Consider the following 18023-nt stretch of genomic DNA (forward strand, 5'->3'; position numbering starts at 1 on the left):
TTCGCGTCTGCGGTGCGGCGAGTGCGTCGAGTTCCCGTTGCTCCTCGTCGGTGTCGGGGCGCTGGACCGGGCGCAGCCTGCCGTAACGGGTGAGTTCCAGCACGTCGCGCTCGATGAGCGTTTCAGTCCAGCCCCAGCCTTCGGCGCGTACAGCTTTGGTGGCTGCGTCGAGTTTCTGTCCGGCGAGGCGCCGCAACAGAGCCTGCATGCTCGTCGTTGTTGAACAGGTCCAGACGCACATAACAACCCGCTGCCTCGTGGGCGCCGAGGCCGACGAATCCCACCAAACGGCCGTGCTTTCCCGTGTTTTCCACCACGCACCGCGAGTGGTATCTCGGCTTTCAGGTGACGATCCCGATTTTCGAGGGCTTCGCGAGAACCTATCAAGTGCGCCAGTCCGACGCACAGACCGAGCTGCAGATCGATTTGCTATCCGAAGCTTGGTAACAGGTTGGATTGGACGTGTGGAACAGCTTCCAGTTGCTACAAGGCGCGACGAAGAACCTGGGTAACAGCGCGAACTTGCTCGTACTGGCCCAGCATTCATTCGAAGCGGCACAGCGTCGATACTAGATCGGTGTGGGCATCATGCTCGAATTGCTTAACGCGCAGTCCTCACTCGTCAATGAAAAAAACAGCGTATTCACGCGCTGACGGATAGGTCCCGGCATCCCGATCAGAATTAGGCCGACGCTCTTACGGTCGGTGAAAATGCAGTTGCCAAATCGGGCAAAAAACCGCATTCTTGAGCCCGTTCGAATCTGCGCTTTACCCCGTTTCTGCTGCCTTCACGCCGCCCCTGAATTGGCTCTTTAACGCCGCCCGCTGACACAAGACGCATACCACCTGACATGATGACCTCGTGGGCTACATCAAGGAATCGGACCTCCATGCGTGTCGCAACAAGTACGGCTACGGCCTGCGTTCGCTGGTCGAGGCGCAGATCTCGTGAACCAGTGGAACGCATTCGGCAGGTGCGTTTGCGTCAAAAATGAATAGTTGCGCCTGCAACACGGTAACTCTCAATCATCCAAACAAAGCCCTGCTCCAGATGCTTCCGATTCGCTCGCTTCTGAACAACACTCAACCTGGCTCCGCTGAGGAACCCGCACAGACCGGGCCTACTGCCGCGCCTTCGGCCCCCGTGGACACGGACTCACCTCACCAGACGGCCGCAGTAAGGCAGGAGGGGAGTGTGCTGGACGGCCTCGCGCCACGCATCCGATCGCCACGCGGAAGCCAACACGACGTGCAACCTCCGTCCGAGGCAGCGCAGCCTGATCTGCGGCCGTCGTTCCTGCCATCATGTCCGGCATCCGCGAACAGGGCAGCGACGATTCGTGGCACCCTGTCCCCGCACGGCGCGACGGCTGTCTCCCTAGTAGCGGCGGATCCGGATCAGTGCCAGAGCGTCGCGAAGGACTTATCAACTCTCGCGTGGAACGCGAAATCGCCGGTGCCGAAGCATGCCCTTTCGCAACCCTCCTACGGGAGCTCAATGATCATCGAGGGCATCGCTCGAGAGTCAGCAGCGCGGATTGACGGAGCAAGCCATCTGCCTCTGGAGATGAAAGCGGCGGCGAAGCGGCTGCTCGCGGACCTCCGCGTAAAAGGACGAGTTCAGGTGCCGGATAGCGATTTCGAGCGCAAGCAGGCAGTTGGCGGCGTGCAATGGGCCATGGAAGAGACACTTCGGGGTGTGGAAGTCATCGTAACTCCTGATCGTCCGACTCCGTTCCGGACACACGGCGACTCAAAACGCGGTGCAGGGCAAGCGGAGCGTGAAGCCGCCTTGGTGAGCCGCCTGCACAAAGGCGACGCGCTCCACCTTGTGTTTTGCGCTGGAGCTGTCGGGACGGCCGAACAGGATGCCGCTTATCGGCGCGATATTTTTGAACCTGAGACCCAATCCGGTCTACTACGGGAGCACTATCTGCCGATTTCGGTGGACGCATTCCCAAAGGAGCGAAGCGGCGCTGCAATTCTTTCGCTGCTGGACGGAAAGCAGTTCGCGTTCGCCATTCGTGCGGCACAGGTCGATAAGGCCTCGAACGCGACTTCGCTGTCGCTGTACCTGGGCGACCTAAACTCACGCGACGAGCAGGGCGTCGGTGAGATCGTTCGAGATTGGTCGGACTTCCTCTTGGGGTACGGGCTGGATGCCTTTTCAATGAAAAAAGTTAGAATCGGCGAAATTCCAACTACTCAATACCCTTCCCAACCCGGGGGCGAGTAACCGCGTCTTTTCTCACCTTTCCGGATGAGCGATTCAATGTGCTACCTAAGCAGACAGGCTTGACGTCATCTAATAGAATATCTGATCTTTCAAATTCAGAATTGGCAGTCGTCTCTACGGCGGCGGATTATAATAATTTTGCCGATTACATCCGAAGTTATCCGGATGAGTTGTCCCGGTTAAGCAATTTTCAGATGTTGGGTCAAGCAAATGATGAACTCAATTGCCATTGCTACGCGGTACGGATGACATCAGGATACAGTGGGTCGGCAGACTCGCTGTCTGTTCAAATGAACGCTCAGGAGGCGCATGCTGCAATCGAAGAATGGTTCCAGAGAGTTGGATACTCCCCGATAAGTCTGTCACCGGAGGCTGAACTATACAAATGTGACCTAAGAAACGAAAAAATTGTGGTCTTTGGAATGACACAGGATCAAGCCATTAAAATTTTGGGCGGACGCCAGTGCATCAGTGAAGAATTGAAGAGCGCACTCGCATCGGTCATGAAATTTGGCAATGGCGTTGTATATTCAATGCACTCGATAAAAACAGAACATCAAGGGAAACTGGGAATCAAAAATGAGCGCGGGCCCTGTAATTGAAGTTGCAGACCCTCGCGATTTCGGAGGGGGTGTACGGCGAACCATCTTTTTCTTTCGCCAAGAAAAGGCAGAATTGAGGGTTTCTTTTAAAATCAGACTATTTGGTGAAGGCGGAAAACGTAGCGGAGCCGTTTATAAGAAATACACGAAGCTGCTTTTTGGTCATTAAACCTATGCGATTCTCGGTCATCGCTTCACTTTTTTGACGGCGGTTACTTTAAGCCAACCGGCGATCTGCTCAGGTGAACACTGCAGCCTGAGCTTGCTTGCCACGACCTGGGCGAGCTCCCGGTTCCTGACGAGCTTGCAGACTTGGGGCGACGGGCTCGCTCCCACGCAAGTTCGTCAGCCTGGTTCGCCCGATAACTCTGCATACCGCCGTTCCGCTCGAGCTCGCGGCTAATGGTGGACGGAGCACGTGCGAGCCGAATCGCAATCGCGCGAATCGAATCACCGGCAACCGCCGAGCGTGAAATCTCCTCCCGCTCGGCCAAGGTCAGTGCCAATCTTGAACGATGCCGTTGCTTCGACTGTATGTCGCCCGTTTCAGCCAGAATCCGTTGTACCGACGAGTGGTTCCGATCAAACAACTGGGCGATCTGCTGCAGCGACCCGCCCTTGCGCCAGCGCTCCCACATTAACGCTTTCTGAGCGTCTGTATAGTAGATCCGCCGTCTCTGTTTCATTGCAACACTCCTTGCTGCTATGCAGCCTCAAGTGTGTTGCATCGACGGATTGAATCCGCAATGCGAAAGCAGGTATTCGCCCCGCGCCTGTGGAATCGGTAGGTGCTGCACCGCAAACGCGCGAAATTGGGCCGTCAGTTTGAATTTAACCTTTGAAGTACCGCACGCTCGTCGCATCTTGTTGCATGTGGTTCTGCATGTAGTCCAGATCAGCTTTCGCAAAGGTCGCGGAACCCGGGCCATGTGACACTTTGAGGGTATCTGTGGAAATTGACAGTGTGGGAGACTCTTCGGAAACGAGAAAATCTTGGTCGTCCAAATCCAAGAAATCATATTCGCTTTTAAGCGTATTGCTTAACTCCGAAATCATTCGGTGTTGACGATATGCTTCGTTGGGATCTGACGACTTGACCGTCGTCATATGCACAGTCATTTTTGCGTTGAAATCATCGTCGAACGCTGCACGAATATTCTTGGAGAAGTCAGTTACATTAGTTTCAGGAGGGAGATGCGCAAGCAAGGCCTTGCTTGCGTCAGGAGACTCATAAGCAACTGCTACGCCGATGCATGGCCCACAACCATTTGTGGTGAGGATGCCTAGTGTTTTTCCCGCAGGGACAAGCAACGCCTGTCCCATACCGACGGCTCCTCGTCGGATGTTAGAAGGAGTTTCAGCGTTCAGTTTTGTCGCACGCGAGGTGAGCCCGGACAACGGGCCGACAGCCGGCGTGGACCTAGCAGGTGACCTCTCCGGACTAACCGACCGGGAACTCGATTTGGGAATTCCAGTGGAGGCTGAATCTGCAACCTGTGTTGGGAAGCGAATCATGGCAATGGCAGAGAAAGGCGATCTAAATTCAAGTACAGGAGACGTTTAAACACGCGCCTCAAGAATGTCACCTCCGCTGCGTGTGCTTTGTATGTCAGGCGAAGAAAGGTCTGCGATAGCGAACGGTTCAGAAGGAAAATCTGCGTCGATTGCCGTAGTAGAAGGCCTCAAGGAGGGGAGCTTCGATGAAAAAGCAGAATGGGCAGCCACGCAAGCGGCCGAGCAAACTGCACGCCGACAAGGGGTGTGACTTCGCTCGTTGCCGGCGCTATCTGAGACAGCGCGGCATCAAGGCCCGTATTGCCCGCCGTGGTATCGAAAGCAGTGAGCGGCTCGGGCGTCATCGTTGGGTCGTCGAGCGCACACATGCCTGGTTTGCTGGTTTCGGCGAGCTCCGGATTCGCTTCGAGCGCCGCCTCGATATTCATGCCGCTTTGCTCGCTCTGGCTGCCGCCGTCATCTGCTCTAGATTCGTGGATGACTTGTGTTAGCGACTCTTAATTGAGGCGACGGTCGTCGCAATGAGGGCAAGCGCAAAAATAGGTATGCCGAAGTGAATCAGAGGTCCACTGGAGCCTCGTTTAGGCAGATTATACAATCGTAAGGGACCAAATCTCGTAAGATCCGGTCGGCTAGTTTGCTCGTTCAACATCTGAGTGCCATCCGGCCCCTGGGAGTGCAATAAATATCACTTTGTGGTCGGTCTTTCTACGTCGAGCATTCCCTGACGAGGGTTTCAATGGGTTTTCGCAGCAGCAGGCGTCGCAATAGTATAGAGTTTCGGGGTGGGATGACATGGTCGGCAGAGTGGCTTCCGCCAGGTGCCGCGTACCAAGATCGTTTCACTGCCGGGTAAGCCTCGTGCGTTTTCGTGCCGATGCAAGCGAGCGATTCGACCCGAGACCTGTTCAACGTGACCGACGCAACTCGGGGTCGGGATTGCCCGCGCCCGATCGACACAGCGCGAACCCAACCGGCGATCCGGCCGCGCTGGCAACCACGCCGGGCGACGCCGGCCGCGGAGAGTACCCATTGAACGTTTCACTTCGTCACTTGCGCGCTTTCGTGGCGGTGGCAAGGCAGGGAAGTTTTACCGCTGCGGCCACCGAACTGTGCCTCACGCAATCCACGTTGACCAAGACGATCCGCGAATTCGAAGCGACGCTAGGTGTCGAGGTATTCGAGCGGAATACGCGCCGGCTCGCGCTTACGTCGTACGGCGCATCGTTTTTCGTCGATGCGGTGCGGATTCTCAACGATCTGGAGCTTGCGTTGAAGGGGGTCAGAGAGCAGATTCGCGGATGCAGCGGGACGGTGCATATTGCGACCGGGCTTGCGTTCGGTTCCACGGTGATGCCGAAAGTGATTCGCGAACTCCACGCAAGAGAGCCGGGCATCCATGTCAATCTGATCGACGATACCAGCGGCGGCGTGATCCGGCGGATCGAATCAGGCGAGGTCGATGTCGGTATCGGTTCATATATTGGCATGGCGGCCAGCGTGCTGAATTCGAGGCGCCTTCTGACCGCCCGGCTCGGTGTCGCGTTCCCCTCGGGCTTCGTCAACATTCCGCCGAAAGTGACACTTGAATATCTTAACGAACTGGAGATTCTGAGAGACGCCGACGATTCGAGCATCGCGGCCGCATTCAGGCAGTATGCGCCGTGTCTTTGGGAGCGAATGGCGCGTAAGGTAACGGTCACGAGCCTCGACATGCAGCTTGCGCTCGTGCGGGACGGCATTGCTCCATGCGTTATTTCAGCCCTTGCGGCGTCACATCCGAACGCACGCGGCATGCAGTATCGGCTGATCGAGTCGCCGACGCTGCAGCGCGACGTCTACGCGTTTACCCGTCGCGACGTGTCGCTGTTGCCGGCTGCCTCAAGGTTTCTGGATATCTTGTTCGACGTGCTCCTCACGATCGATTTTGTCGACGGTGTTCAGCTCGCCGTCGAGGCTTCCGTCACGCCCGAGACGTCTTGAGTCCTGCGTGTGACTCTCGGCCTGGGCGTTTCCATTGAGGTTGAACCTTGCTCGAGGCGGTCGGAAGGAGCGCCTCCCCGGCATTCATGCACAGCGGGAATTGATCGAGTCGAATATCTCAATTTACAGAGGCTGCGGTCGCCTCGACAATGCGCTTGGAGTCATCGAGTGCGTTGAATGAACGCCGATTTACAGCGGTTGCGCCGTGGAACGAAGCGGAAATACCGATGGCCCATCACAAAAACAATGAAGACGGTGCCGCGAGTCGATACGGATCCTGCACTGTTCTGGCACGAAATCAGGGTTGAGCCATGTACGGTATGCAGGAAATCCTGTTCGTCGACAGTGACGAACCGCGGACGCTGTCGGTCGACGAGGCGCTCGTGAGGGCGGGTTACGCGGTAGAGCGCCATGCATCGGGCGCCGCCGCCATGCGCAGATTGGTGAAAACCATGGCCGACCTTGTCGTACTCGACATGCGCCTGCCCGATGTCGCCGGGCTCGAGGTCCTGGCGTGGATCAAGGTGCGCTTTCCCGAGCTTCCCGTCGTCGTCCTGGGTTCCGCTGCGTTCGAGCACGATGCGGTCGTCGCGTTGCGCGCCGGCGCGGATGACTTTGTCCGAAAGCCCGTAGCGGTGGACGAATTCGTTGCCCGGATCGCATCGCTGCTTCGACGACGTCACCGTCCGGTCCGCGACGTCATGGAACTCGGTCACCTCGTGATCGACATGCGCATGCAAGAAGTGACCGTGGCAGGTGACTGGGTGCGCCTGACGCCGATCGAATATCAGATCGTCGAATTGCTGGCGAGCGAGATCGGTACGGTGATTTCGCGCGAAACGATCGCGAGCCGCGTCTGGGGTCGTGCGCTCGACGAAGCGGTGTCCCGGTCGCTGGACACGCATATCTACCGGATTCGCCGGAAGCTGCGCCTGCACAAGTCGACCGGGCTGATTCTGCGTTCGGTCTATACCGCCGGATACAAGTTCGAGCACGTGAGCGACGAGCGGTCGGCAAGCATCCGCCGCGCCATTGCTGATCGGCTCGCCAGCCCGCCCGCCGGGTGAGGTACGGGCCGGGCGGCCGGCTGCCCTTGAGGTATGTCGTGTCGCGGCGAGACGTGATCGGTCGGTCTTCCGCTGTCGGTACGGTTCTGCATCGACGCCGGCAGCGCTCCGGATTCCAGCCCAATTTGCTTTGCACCTTCGTCCCGGGCCTATGTCAGCCGGACGGATCGTAATCGCATCGATTCCGGTGACGAGGCGCAAGCTTCCCGGCGAACATGGTGCCGGATGCAATATTCAGAATTGTTGTGAAATCAAGTTGAAAATATTGTCGAAAATTGAGACAAGAAGCGTTCCTTAATTCAATAATCAAGTGCGCGAGAGATCCGAATGAGTGAGTCTGCGGGCACGTTCCGCGACGCATGCACATCGGATCGGGCAGTTCGATCACCGGCCTGACGTTGGCGGAATGCGGCGCATCACGGCCGGATGCCAGTCGATCGACCATCAATCAAGTTGCGTGTTCAAGAGACGAATGACGCGCGGAGCGATCCGTCGAGTCATCCTGCATGACGGGATCCCCACTGCACGAATCGGTTTCGACGGCGCGCGAATCGTGTGCGGCGCGGCTATTCGCGCTTGTACGGCCATATTGGTAGCAGTCGAGGCAGACAGTGATTATCTATTTGATCGAGGATGACGAGGACCAGGCGCGCAGTTATCAAGGGATGTTGCAACGGGCCCAGTGGAACGTTCAAGTGATTCCGGAGGGCACGCGTGCGTTCAGGGAGATCCAGCGTGTGATGCCGGACGTCATCGTGCTCGACCTCCGGTTGCCGGATATCGACGGGCTCGAGGTGATTGCGTGGGTGCGCGAACGCTATGCGGCGTTGCCCGTGCTGGTCTTGACGAACGCGATTCTCGAATCGGATCTCGTCGAAGCGCTGGAAGCGGGGGCTGACGATTACCTTGTCAAGCCACCGCGCGAGCGGGAATTGATAGCGCGAATCAAGGCGCTCCATCGCAGGACCATCGAAATCAAGGAGAGTTTGACCACGCTCACGTTCGGCGCATACCGGGTTGAGACGATGGAGCGCGAAATCTATCTGGGTAACGAACGGGTTCAGTTATCTCCGAAGGAGTATGAGCTCGTCGAGCTGCTTGCGCGGAACGTCGGCCAGGTTGTATCGCGCGAGACGATGATCGGTCGCGTGTGGGGGCGTGCGGTCGGAGACGAGAGTTCCCGAACGCTGGACACGCACATTTATCGAATTCGGCAGAAGCTTAATCTGTCGCGATGCAATGGCGCGTTGCTCCGTTCGATTTACACGCATGGATACCGGCTGGACGAGCTGGGAGACACGTCCGAATAAATTACGAGCCCGGGATTTCCCCTGACTTGTCGAAGGGGGCTCGGGTGTTTATTTTTTTAGAAAAGAGATCGGGGCTGGCGACAGGATGCGCGCAAACGTTTGACATTGAATTTTATATTTTTATTTGCGGATTTCGGTGATGATGTTCAGCCGTTTCGGCGAACGTGATCAGTTTGGAAGGTGGTGTTGCGCGGTCAATGGATTATAGCGAAGGTGATCAGGATACGGAGGACTGCTGGCGTTGGTCTTTCACATCGATTCCCCCTTCAACGGCAGTTTGTGGGCCTGATGGACGAGCCGGTCGAGGATCGTGTCGGCGAGCGCCGGGTCTTGCAGCCAAGCATGCCAGTGTTCCAGTGGCAACTGGCTGGTAATGATGGTGGATCGCGCGCCGACGCCATCGACGCGCGGGCCATGGCGTCGAGCTTCAGGGCCTTAATTAGCGGAGAGAGAGTTTGCTGCATCAACATCGCGACCTCCTTGGGTCAGTGGTGATAGTCGAGCCCGCGCACGTTCTCGTGGTCGGGCGAATGCCATTCGGTGAGCGGAATCGGGAGCATCGGCTGTTGCGGCGTGCCGGCAACGGGCGCAGCGCCGGCCGATCGAGCCGCTCGAACCATTCGCGACGGTTGCTGTCGAGCTTCTTGAACGGTTGTTGATTTAGATCGGTGATCAGCTTGCCGATCGCCTTGTTCAGCTCGGCCACGCTGTAGAAGCGATGGTTGCGCAGCCGTGCGAGGATCCAGCGCTCGACGATCTGTGCGCCGACCTCGACCTTCACCTTGTCCTGCGGCTTGCGCGGCCGCGCCGGCAACATGGCGGTCGCCTAGTGGTTCACGAAGACCTGCGTCGTGTTGCCCAGCACCGGTTCGTACCGGTCAGCCTTGGCTATCAATGCCTTGGGGTTGTCAGGTACGAGCAGCTCGGGAATGCCGCCGTAGAATTCCAACGCGTCGATCAGGCTGCCGATCCAGTCGGGCATGGCCTCGGAACGCGTTGCACATGCATAGGTTTAGTTCGAGGCGCCGAGGACGGCCACGAACGCGTGGGCCTTGAACGTGACACCGCCATCGCGGCCGAGGATCGGCACGGTTTGCCCGGCGAAGTCGGCGAACAGCTTCTCGCCGGCGCGGTGTTGCTGGCGCATCGAGCGCTTTAGCGCCGCGGCTCAGTCCTTGTATCGCTGGCAGAACTGCGTATAGCGGTAGGTGCGTTGGCCGGAGTAGGCTTCGACGCACTCCTCCCAGAGCAGCTGCAGCGTCACGCCCTTGCGGCGCAGGTCGCGGTGCATCGCCGTGTAGTCCGGTTCGACCCGGCGGGGCGGGGCTGCCGTCTCCGCGGGTAGGTCCAGCCTGATCTCAAGCTCGTCGTCGGCGAGCGGTTCGACGGCGTCCCAGTCGAGTCCCGCCGCGCTGGCTCGCGCAGCATACGCCGAGATAGCGCCGACGCTGATACTGATCGCCCGGCTGATCTGGCGGTGCGACAGACCGCACGACCACTTCAGCCACAGTACTTCCTTTAGTTTGCGCATGCTCATCCGATGTGCCGGCATCAACCTGTCCCCTAAAAAGAGGCAAGGCTAATGCCCGTCCTTGATCACACGCGCAACACCACCGTCGAGCCGGAACGGCCATCCCGTTTCAGAAACCGGTGATCAGCGATCACCTTCGACCGAAACGGCCGATCACCATCAATCGGAACCACTGATCACGTTCGCCGAAATACGTATTTTTATTGGATGATTAAATAAATACCATTGTCAATTTTTAAAGAATCTGGATAGGAAAGTTCAGATTTGGTGTTGTCTAGAATAAATAAATTCCTCATTGCAATTGGATGTTTTCGAATCGACTTGGTGAGGACGAAATGAACAAGACATATCAGGTGAGGTGGAGTGAGTCGCGGGGCGAGTGGATGGTGGCGTCGGAGACCGCGACGGGGGCCGGGAAAGGGCACAGCTCGAAGGCGAATCGCAAGGCGCGGGCCATTGCGCATGCAAGTGCGCTTGCGTTCGCGCTCGGCATGGCTGCATGCGGTGCCGCTTACGGGCAGGCGTCGGGGTTCTCCGGGGTACCGGACACGAAGGGGGGATCGGTTGGTGGCGGGATTCCGACCGGCAATACGACGACGCAGTTTATTGCCATCGGAGCTGGTGCGGGGCAGAACGTAAGCGCGCCGGCGACCGGAACAATGAATGGTCCCGGCGACGATTATGCAGTCGGCACTTCCGCGGGCAACAATGTGACTGGACACTACAACTTGGCGTTCGGTTTCAGCGCAGGCAACAACGTGATCGGTAACAGCAATAACGCTATCGGCTCGGCGGCCGGCCAGAATGTCAGCGGCTTGGCCAATCTGGCGATCGGCAACAGCACCGGCAACACCGTGAGCGGTACGCGCAACATCGCGTTCGGCGACTTCGCAGGAACCAACGTGACAGGCGATGAAAACCAGGCAAGCGGCAACATGGCTGGCTACAACGTGACCGGTTCGGACAACCAGGCGAGCGGCTATCACGCCGGCTATAACGTCGTGGGCCAGCGCAACCTCTCGCAAGGTCTTATGGCAGGGAATGGTGTCTCCGGCGACGACAACCAGGCGGCGGGTCAGAGTGCAGGGAGCAATGTAACCGGCAGTTTCAACCTGTCGAGTGGTTTCAAGGCCGGTAATGGCGTAACGGGCGGCGACAACCAGGCGGCGGGCCAGAGTGCAGGGAGCAATGTAGCCGGCAGCTACAATCAGTCGAGTGGTTTCCAGGCCGGTAATGGCGTAACGGGCAACAGCAACCAGGCAAGCGGCTACAAGGCCGGCCAAAGCGTCAGTGGCACGAACAACCTGGCATTCGGAAGCACCGACACTGGCGCAACGTCGGTCGGTACCGGCAGCAATGTGACCGGCAACAATAACCAGGCTATCGGATATCAGGCCGGACAGAACGTGTCGGGCAACAACAATATTGCATTCGGAAGCTCGGCGGGCAACAACGTGACCGCGGGCAACACGATCAGCATCGGCAACGCCGCCGCGGCAACCGCCGACGACGCAATCGCGCTCGGCACGAAAACCGTCGCCAATTCGGCCAGCGCCGTCGCGATCGGCAACACGTCCACGGCAACCGGCGGCCAGGCGGTGTCGATCGGCACCGCGAACACGGCGAGCGGAAACGGCGCCGTCGCGATCGGCGATCCGAACGTCGCGACCGGCACTGGCGCGGTGGCGCTCGGCGCGAACAACACGGCCAACGGCCAGGGTGCCGTGGGCCTGGGCAATCAGAACTCGGCGACGGGCCAGGGTTCGGTCGCCATCGGCAACACGTCGGTGGCCTCCGGCACGGGTTCGCTGGCGTTCGGTGATACGGCCAATGCGTCGTCGAATGGCGGCGTGGCGCTCGGCAGCGGCGCGATTGCGGATCGTGCCGGTCTGAACGGTGCAAAGGAACTGTTCTCCAACGTGGCTGTGAGTTCGACGGCTGGTGCCGTATCTGTCGGCGCAGCCGGCGCGGAACGCCAGATCACGAACGTCGCGGGCGGCACGCAGGATACCGACGCGGTGAACGTTCGGCAGCTCAAGTGGGTGCACGACAACGCCGTGAACTACGACATCAACCCTGACGGCTCGATCAACTACACCAGCGTGACGCTTAATCCGGGCGGTGCGCCGGCCGGCATCCACAATCTTGCGCCGGGCGTCATCAGCCCGACCAGCACGGACGCGGTCAACGGCAGCCAGCTGTATACGCTGAAGAACGATCTGACCAGCTCGATCGATCAGGTGCAGAAGAACCTGGATCAGACGAACCAGACGCTGAACCAGACCAATCAGACCGTCCAGCAGATTCAGTCAGCCCCGCCGTCGACAGGAGGTGGCGACAAGTGGGTGACCGGCAACCCGACGAATTACGTGGCGCCGAAAGCAACCGGGACCGATTCGACGGCGATCGGGTCCGGCGCGCAGTCGAGCGGTAACAACAGTGTCGCACTCGGCAACGGCTCGACGGACGGCGGTCAGAACAATGTCGTATCCGTCGGCTCCGCGGGCAATGAGCGGCGCGTCATCAACGTGGCGAAGGGAGTGAACGGAACCGACGGCGTCAACGTGTCGCAACTGAACGATGCGATCAACCAGTCGAATAACAACTTCAACCAGCAGCTCGGCGGGATCCGGCAGGACGTCAACAACCTCGCGCGTAACGCATACGGCGGCATCGCTGCCGCGACCGCGCTCACGATGATTCCCGAAGTCGACAAGGACAAGACGATCGCCGTGGGTGTCGGCGGCGGCACGTACCGTGGGTATCAGGCGGTGGCGCTCGGCGCGACGGCGCGCATTACCGAGAACATCAAGTTCCGCGCCGGCGTGGGCATGAGCAGCGGCGGGACGACGGCGGGCGTCGGCGCCTCGATGCAGTGGTAACCGACGTTCAATCGACAGGGAGAGGCGCGTCGTCGACGCGCCATACCTCGACACATCAGGGGATACAAGTCATGTACAAAGCAATCTTTATCGGCGTCTCGGCCGCGTTTCTGCTCGGCGCCTGTACCAGTGCGACGGGGCCGCGATTCAATGCCTATGTTGTCTCGGACAACGCGGGTGCGAAGTCCTACAAGGTCGAATGCCACGGCCTGTTCGAAGGCGCGGGTGTGTGCCGCGACAAGGCGCAGGAGATCTGCGGCGATCAGAAGGTGTATGTGTTGAAGGGCGTCGGGCCGCTCCGGCACGACGACGATGTTCGCACACTGGTGTTCCAGTGCGGCGAACCCGAGCAGCCGGTTGCGGCTCAGCCGGCGCCTGCCCCCGTGGCGGCAGCGGCGCCGCCCGCACCGATCCGCCTGAACGCCGATGCGATGTTCGCGTTCGATCGTGCCGACAAGGCGTCGATGACCGAGCGGGGCCGGCAACAGCTGTCGCTGCTCGCGCAAAATCTGAAGGAACGGCACGTGAGTTCGGTGTCGATCGTCGGTTATACCGATCGCCTCGGCAGCGACGAATACAACCAGCGCTTGTCCGAAGCGCGTGCCAAAACGGTCGGAGACTATCTGGTTGGCACGGGGGTCCCGGCGAGCGCCGTCCGCACCGAAGGGCGCGGCGCGAGCGATTCTCTCGTCGAGTGCCGGCAGGGCAACCGCAAGGCATTGATCGCCTGTCTGGCGCCCAATCGTCGTGTCGAAGTCACGGTAACGGAACCGGGCGGAGCGTGACATGACACCGGCTCTCGATACTTACAGCTGGATATTGCGCGCCGAACAATTGCTCAATGCCGGCCGTCTGGACGAGGCCGGGTTATTCGCGGCGGAGGCACTCGCATTTGCGCCGGAAGACGAACGCGCGTGGAAGCTCTTCGGTATCGCCGCGTGCATGCGCGGCGACCATGCCGCCGGGCTCGTGTATCTCGAACGGGCGTGCACGCGTATGCCTGATGACGCGAACCTGCATTACAACCTTGCTGTCGCGCTCGAACAAACAGGGTCGCCCGAACGTGCCGCATTGAGTTACCGGAACTGCTTGCGCTTGCAGCCCGATCATGCGGGCGCCTTGTGGAACCATGGCGAATACCTGCGACTGAACGGTCACTTCGACGAGGCGGCGCGCTGTTTCGAGGCACTGGAGGCGGCGGGACATCGATACACGGCGATGCATCACCGGATGGCCGTGGTCTACACGCATCTGCGGCGCTTCGCCGAGGCCGCACGGTACTTCGAGCTCGCCATGAAGGAGGGCGGCGACACGCGCCTCACGCAGTGGGAGCGCGCACATTTCCTGTTGGGCACCGGGGAGTTTGCACAAGGCTGGCAGGACTACGGTGTGCGTTTCGAAATCGGCCACCTGCTCAACGTTGCGTGTCATCACTTTTCGATGCCGCAGTGGCGTGGGGAAGCGCTCGACGGCAAGGCCATCCTGGTGCACGGCGAACAAGGACTCGGCGACGAGATCATGTTTGCGTCGATGATCCCTGAGCTCGCGCGGCAGGCACGTCGGGTGGTGCTCGCCTGTGCGCCGTCGCTCGTGACCTTGTTTCAGCGCGCATTTCCGTCGGTTGTCGTGCTGGCGCATCGCGTCGGGCTCGCGCCCGTGGTGCTCGGCGATCTCGGCCCGATCGACTACCAGTCGCCGATCGGCAGTCTGGCGCGCTGGCTGCGACCGGATGCAGCATCGTTCGGCGACGGCAGTCCGTACCTGCGGGCGAGTCCCGACAAGGTCGAGTGGTTCGGAGCGCGGCTTCGCGCGCTTGCACCGCGACCGTCGCGAACGTTGAGGGTCGGGGTGACGTGGGGATCGAATCCCGCGCAATCGGTGCCGTTTGCCGCTCGCAGGGCCAGCCACAAGAGCATCCCGTTGCCGCTGCTCGAACCGCTCGCGCGGTGCCCGGACGTCCAGTTCGTAAGCCTGCAGAATGCGGAGCTGGGCGCGCAGGCCGCGGCCGCGCCGAAGCTCGACCTGATCGACTTCAGCCACGCCTTGAGGGATTTCTCGGACACGGCGGCGCTCGTTGCGAATCTCGATGTGGTCGTGACCGTCGACACGTCGGTGGCCCACCTGTCCGCGGCACTTGGCAAACCCACCTATGTGCTGCTGATGCGCCACTGTGACTGGCGGTTCGGCCATGAAGGGGATCGGTGCGTCTGGTACAGGTCGATGAAGTTGTTGCGCCAGACGACGCAAGGCGACTGGCGGTCGGTCGTCGATCTGGCGACGGATGCCCTGACGCGGCATCCGCGTCGAATGACCTTGGAGGATGCAAATGATGAAAACGGATCCGCAGTTGAGTGAAACGCTGCTCGATATTCAGTCTGAGATCGACATGTTGAACCGCAAGGCGAAGGCTGCGGCAATCGTGCAGATCGTACAGCTGATGACCCACTTTGGAATCGAGGTGGGGGATCTGAAGGGGACCGAGTGCGGGGTCCCGGTACGCAGGGCGAAGGCGAAATACTTGAATCCGCAGACGGGACAGACGTGGGCGGGGCGCGGGAGAGTTCCGAAGTGGCTGGTCGGAAGGGATATCGAGGCATATCGGATCGCGTATCAAGCGGATCAGAGTACGGACGATCCAGCGGGCGTCGGGCCGGAAGCCGAATAGCCGCGCCCGGCGCGAATCGAGCCAGGTTCCGAGGTTGGCCATTCCCGCTTTCAGGTGCCGCAGACGGGCGTTCATGCGCCGTCATACCGGGTTCAATAAACGGTTCAGTGCGGAAGCGTTCATTCTTGTGATTCGTCATCCAGACCGTCAAATGACGTTTTGGCACGATCAGTCTGATCGGCGGCCGATGCAGTGTTCGGCTGCATGGCGATCAAATTCAACCAGTGTCAATCATGCGTATCGGTCGACAATTCTGGATTCTCGCATTGGGGGTCATTCTCATCACCCTCTGTGCATCATTGATTGCGATTGCGCGGGAATGGACCCTCCTTTCCGACAAGCGTTCGGCGCTCGATCTGCTCGCGACCTACCGGCGGGCACTGGTCGTCGCCGAAATGGTATCGCGCGAGCGTGGACCGGTGAACAGTGTGCTCGACATCGCTTCGCCAAATCGGGATCAAGCCGTGCGTTCCCTCGCCGCGGCTCGGCAACGGACCGACGAGGCAATCTCGGCGTTTTTGACGGCGTTGCCTGCCCGCGATCTTGACCGGTCGACGGTTATCGAACTCGACACACGCCTCGCCATTGCGCGCCATCGTGTTGACGAGTTGGTTGCGATGCCTGCCTCGAAGCGTGAAGCGCAAGCGATGGCGGAAGTGTTGCGACAGATGTTCGAACTGGTGGACATCCTGCAGCCGGCGCTTTCCAGGATCCAGACGCCGTTGCTCATGCGGGTGCCGGAGATTTCGTATCAGATCGCGGGCGCCCGCCTGCTGTCGGAACTCCGGGAATATGCCGGCCGGCTCGGTTCGAATCTGGGGCCCGCCGTCGCGCACGGCGTCCCGTTGACACGCGACCAGGACGAGGCGATGGAGCGTAATACCGGTCGCATCCTGGAACTTTATGACCTGCTCCAGATTCATGCGACCGACGGCACGACCATCGCCGAATTGCAGCACGGCATGGACGCCGTGCGGCATGAGTATCTGGATCGCGCCCAGCAGCTTGTAGCGCAGATCCGTGACGCAAGCAGGGAACATCGGCCATACCCGATCACCATGTTCGAATTCGTGAACGAATACGTGCCTGCGATGAACCCGATCGTCGCGTTGCGCAACACGACGCTGCAGGTCGCGGAACGGCGCATCGAGGAGAGTATCGATAGCGCCTGGCTGTCGGCCGGATGGGTCACCGGATTCTCGGTATCGGCGCTCACGCTCGAACTGATGCTGATCCGTGCATTTCGGCGCAAGGTGATCGAACCCGTCGAGGAGGTATCGGCGGCTTTCGCGTCGACAGGTTCCGACGAGCCGGACGAGCGCGACGAAATAGTTCGACTGCGCAAGGTGCCACATCGGCTGCGGGCCACCGAGGCGGAGAATATCCTCCTCGAAAGAGAGCGCGAGGATGCGTTGAACTTCATTTCGCACGACGTGCGCGCGCCGATCGCTGCCATCATTACGTTGACGGAGGGCCCCGGCTCGGAGGCGGGCATGGCTGCCGACGGGAATGCACGCCAGTACATTGCACGCCAGGCCCGGCACGCGCTGTCGCTGGTCGACGAATATCTACAGCTGGCACGCCTGCAAAACCGCGTCGAATCTCGCGAGTTTCAGCCTGTCAACATCGTCGACATACTGACGGAAGTCACTGACGACGCATGGGCGTGTGCTCGATGTCGCGACGTCAAGGTCGTGTTCGATGCGCCAGCCGTGGAAGCGTGGGTGAGCGGGGCCCGCCTGACGATCTTCCGGATCTTCAGCAATCTGATTCATAACGCCGTCAAGTTCAGCTTCGACGGAGGCGAGGTGCGAATTCGTCTCGTCAGCTACGGCGACTGCTGGACCGTTTCGGTTCGGGACTGGGGCGTGGGCATCGCCGATGACGACCTGTCGAAACTGTTTCGCCCGTTCTACCGGGCGTCGTCGGCGACCGGAGGGAACGTGGCGGGCACCGGCCTCGGGCTGGCTTACGTGCGCATCGCCGTGACCCAACTTGGCGGTACGGTAAAGGTCTCGAGCTCGCTCGACGCCGGATCGGATTTCCGGGTTACGTTGCCAGCATGCGAGGTCGGGGGGCTGGCTTCGCTGGTGGCGTAACGAAGCGTCGATGCTCGCCGCATTTCATCTAAATGCATCCAATGTAATTTTCCGAACTGAAAAATCATGGAATTACTAATTGGTGGTCGATAAAAGGAAAGTTTTCATTGAGAATGAATGTCTTTTTGAAGAT

General features: G+C 59.8%; 13 protein-coding genes and 4 pseudogenes. 12 read left to right on the top strand and 5 right to left on the bottom strand.

Annotated elements, in window-relative coordinates:
- On the bottom strand, window positions 1-208 hold a 208-nt coding region (locus tag ACV22V_RS30260), incomplete at its 3' end, for a hypothetical protein (RefSeq protein ID WP_448016390.1).
- 95 nt (window positions 209-303) lie between these two features.
- Between ACV22V_RS30260 and ACV22V_RS30265 the strand changes: the two genes are divergently transcribed.
- From ACV22V_RS30265 to ACV22V_RS30275, 3 genes are all read left to right on the top strand, one after another.
- Window positions 304-447, top strand: a complete 144-nt coding sequence (locus tag ACV22V_RS30265; RefSeq protein WP_448016391.1) for a hypothetical protein — start codon at window positions 304-306, stop codon at window positions 445-447.
- Between the two features lie 1051 nt (window positions 448-1498).
- A complete protein-coding gene (locus ACV22V_RS30270; RefSeq protein ID WP_448016392.1) occupies window positions 1499-2236 on the top strand; it encodes a hypothetical protein in 738 nt (245 codons plus the stop codon).
- 59 nt (window positions 2237-2295) lie between these two features.
- Window positions 2296-2838, top strand: coding sequence for a hypothetical protein (locus ACV22V_RS30275; protein WP_448016393.1), 543 nt, complete (start codon window positions 2296-2298; stop codon window positions 2836-2838).
- Window positions 2839-3054: 216 nt separating this feature from the next.
- On the opposite strand, the pseudogene ACV22V_RS30280 reads toward ACV22V_RS30275, so the two are convergent.
- Both ACV22V_RS30280 and ACV22V_RS30285 read right to left on the bottom strand, forming a co-directional pair.
- Window positions 3055-3524, bottom strand: a pseudogene (locus tag ACV22V_RS30280) (transposase); the annotation flags it as partial.
- A gap of 145 nt (window positions 3525-3669) precedes the next feature.
- Window positions 3670-4161, bottom strand: coding sequence for a hypothetical protein (locus tag ACV22V_RS30285; RefSeq protein WP_448016394.1), 492 nt, complete (start codon window positions 4159-4161; stop codon window positions 3670-3672).
- Window positions 4162-4550: 389 nt separating this feature from the next.
- Between ACV22V_RS30285 and ACV22V_RS30290 the strand changes: the two are divergent.
- The 4 genes and pseudogenes from ACV22V_RS30290 to ACV22V_RS30305 form a co-directional block, all read left to right on the top strand.
- A pseudogene (locus tag ACV22V_RS30290) lies at window positions 4551-4844 on the top strand (transposase); the annotation flags it as partial.
- Between the two features lie 541 nt (window positions 4845-5385).
- Window positions 5386-6336: a LysR family transcriptional regulator gene (locus ACV22V_RS30295; RefSeq protein ID WP_448016421.1), complete on the top strand. Its 951-nt coding sequence runs from the start codon at window positions 5386-5388 to the stop codon at window positions 6334-6336.
- A gap of 311 nt (window positions 6337-6647) precedes the next feature.
- Window positions 6648-7403, top strand: a complete 756-nt coding sequence (locus ACV22V_RS30300; RefSeq protein ID WP_448016395.1) for a response regulator transcription factor — start codon at window positions 6648-6650, stop codon at window positions 7401-7403.
- Window positions 7404-8014: 611 nt separating this feature from the next.
- Complete coding sequence (locus tag ACV22V_RS30305; protein WP_448016396.1) at window positions 8015-8713, top strand: response regulator transcription factor; 699 nt, start codon at window positions 8015-8017, stop codon at window positions 8711-8713.
- Window positions 8714-8962: 249 nt separating this feature from the next.
- Here the strand turns inward: ACV22V_RS30305 and ACV22V_RS30310 are convergent.
- Window positions 8963-9115, bottom strand: a pseudogene (locus ACV22V_RS30310) (ATP-binding protein); the annotation flags it as partial.
- Between the two features lie 166 nt (window positions 9116-9281).
- A pseudogene (gene istA, locus ACV22V_RS30315) lies at window positions 9282-10265 on the bottom strand (IS21 family transposase); the annotation flags it as partial.
- A gap of 314 nt (window positions 10266-10579) precedes the next feature.
- Here istA and ACV22V_RS30320 point away from each other — a divergent pair.
- From ACV22V_RS30320 to ACV22V_RS30340, 5 genes are all read left to right on the top strand, one after another.
- Window positions 10580-13126: a YadA-like family protein gene (locus ACV22V_RS30320; RefSeq protein ID WP_448016397.1), complete on the top strand. Its 2547-nt coding sequence runs from the start codon at window positions 10580-10582 to the stop codon at window positions 13124-13126.
- A gap of 71 nt (window positions 13127-13197) precedes the next feature.
- Window positions 13198-13911 (top strand): OmpA family protein, encoded by a 714-nt coding sequence (locus ACV22V_RS30325; RefSeq protein ID WP_448016398.1) that lies wholly within the window; start codon window positions 13198-13200, stop codon window positions 13909-13911.
- A 1-nt stretch (window position 13912) separates the two neighbouring features.
- Window positions 13913-15481: a tetratricopeptide repeat protein gene (locus ACV22V_RS30330; RefSeq protein WP_448016399.1), complete on the top strand. Its 1569-nt coding sequence runs from the start codon at window positions 13913-13915 to the stop codon at window positions 15479-15481.
- Complete coding sequence (locus ACV22V_RS30335; protein WP_448016401.1) at window positions 15453-15791, top strand: H-NS histone family protein; 339 nt, start codon at window positions 15453-15455, stop codon at window positions 15789-15791. Before ACV22V_RS30330 ends, ACV22V_RS30335 begins: the two co-directional genes overlap by 29 nt.
- A 233-nt stretch (window positions 15792-16024) precedes the next feature.
- On the top strand, window positions 16025-17890 hold the full coding sequence (locus ACV22V_RS30340) for an ATP-binding protein (RefSeq protein ID WP_448016402.1): 1866 nt from the start codon (window positions 16025-16027) through the stop codon (window positions 17888-17890).
- Window positions 17891-18023 lie beyond the last annotated feature (133 nt).

It is taken from the genome of Burkholderia sp. AW33-5, assembly GCF_053427615.1.

Coding starts and splice junctions, on each gene's coding strand:
- ACV22V_RS30270 (WP_448016392.1), top strand. CDS start 1,499: ATGATCATCGAGGGCATCGCTCGAGAGTCAGCAGCGCGGATTGACGGA.
- ACV22V_RS30285 (WP_448016394.1), bottom strand. CDS start 4,161: ATGGGACAGGCGTTGCTTGTCCCTGCGGGAAAAACACTAGGCATCCTC.
- ACV22V_RS30300 (WP_448016395.1), top strand. CDS start 6,648: ATGTACGGTATGCAGGAAATCCTGTTCGTCGACAGTGACGAACCGCGG.
- ACV22V_RS30320 (WP_448016397.1), top strand. CDS start 10,580: ATGAACAAGACATATCAGGTGAGGTGGAGTGAGTCGCGGGGCGAGTGG.
- ACV22V_RS30325 (WP_448016398.1), top strand. CDS start 13,198: ATGTACAAAGCAATCTTTATCGGCGTCTCGGCCGCGTTTCTGCTCGGC.
- ACV22V_RS30330 (WP_448016399.1), top strand. CDS start 13,913: ATGACACCGGCTCTCGATACTTACAGCTGGATATTGCGCGCCGAACAA.
- ACV22V_RS30335 (WP_448016401.1), top strand. CDS start 15,453: ATGATGAAAACGGATCCGCAGTTGAGTGAAACGCTGCTCGATATTCAG.
- ACV22V_RS30340 (WP_448016402.1), top strand. CDS start 16,025: ATGCGTATCGGTCGACAATTCTGGATTCTCGCATTGGGGGTCATTCTC.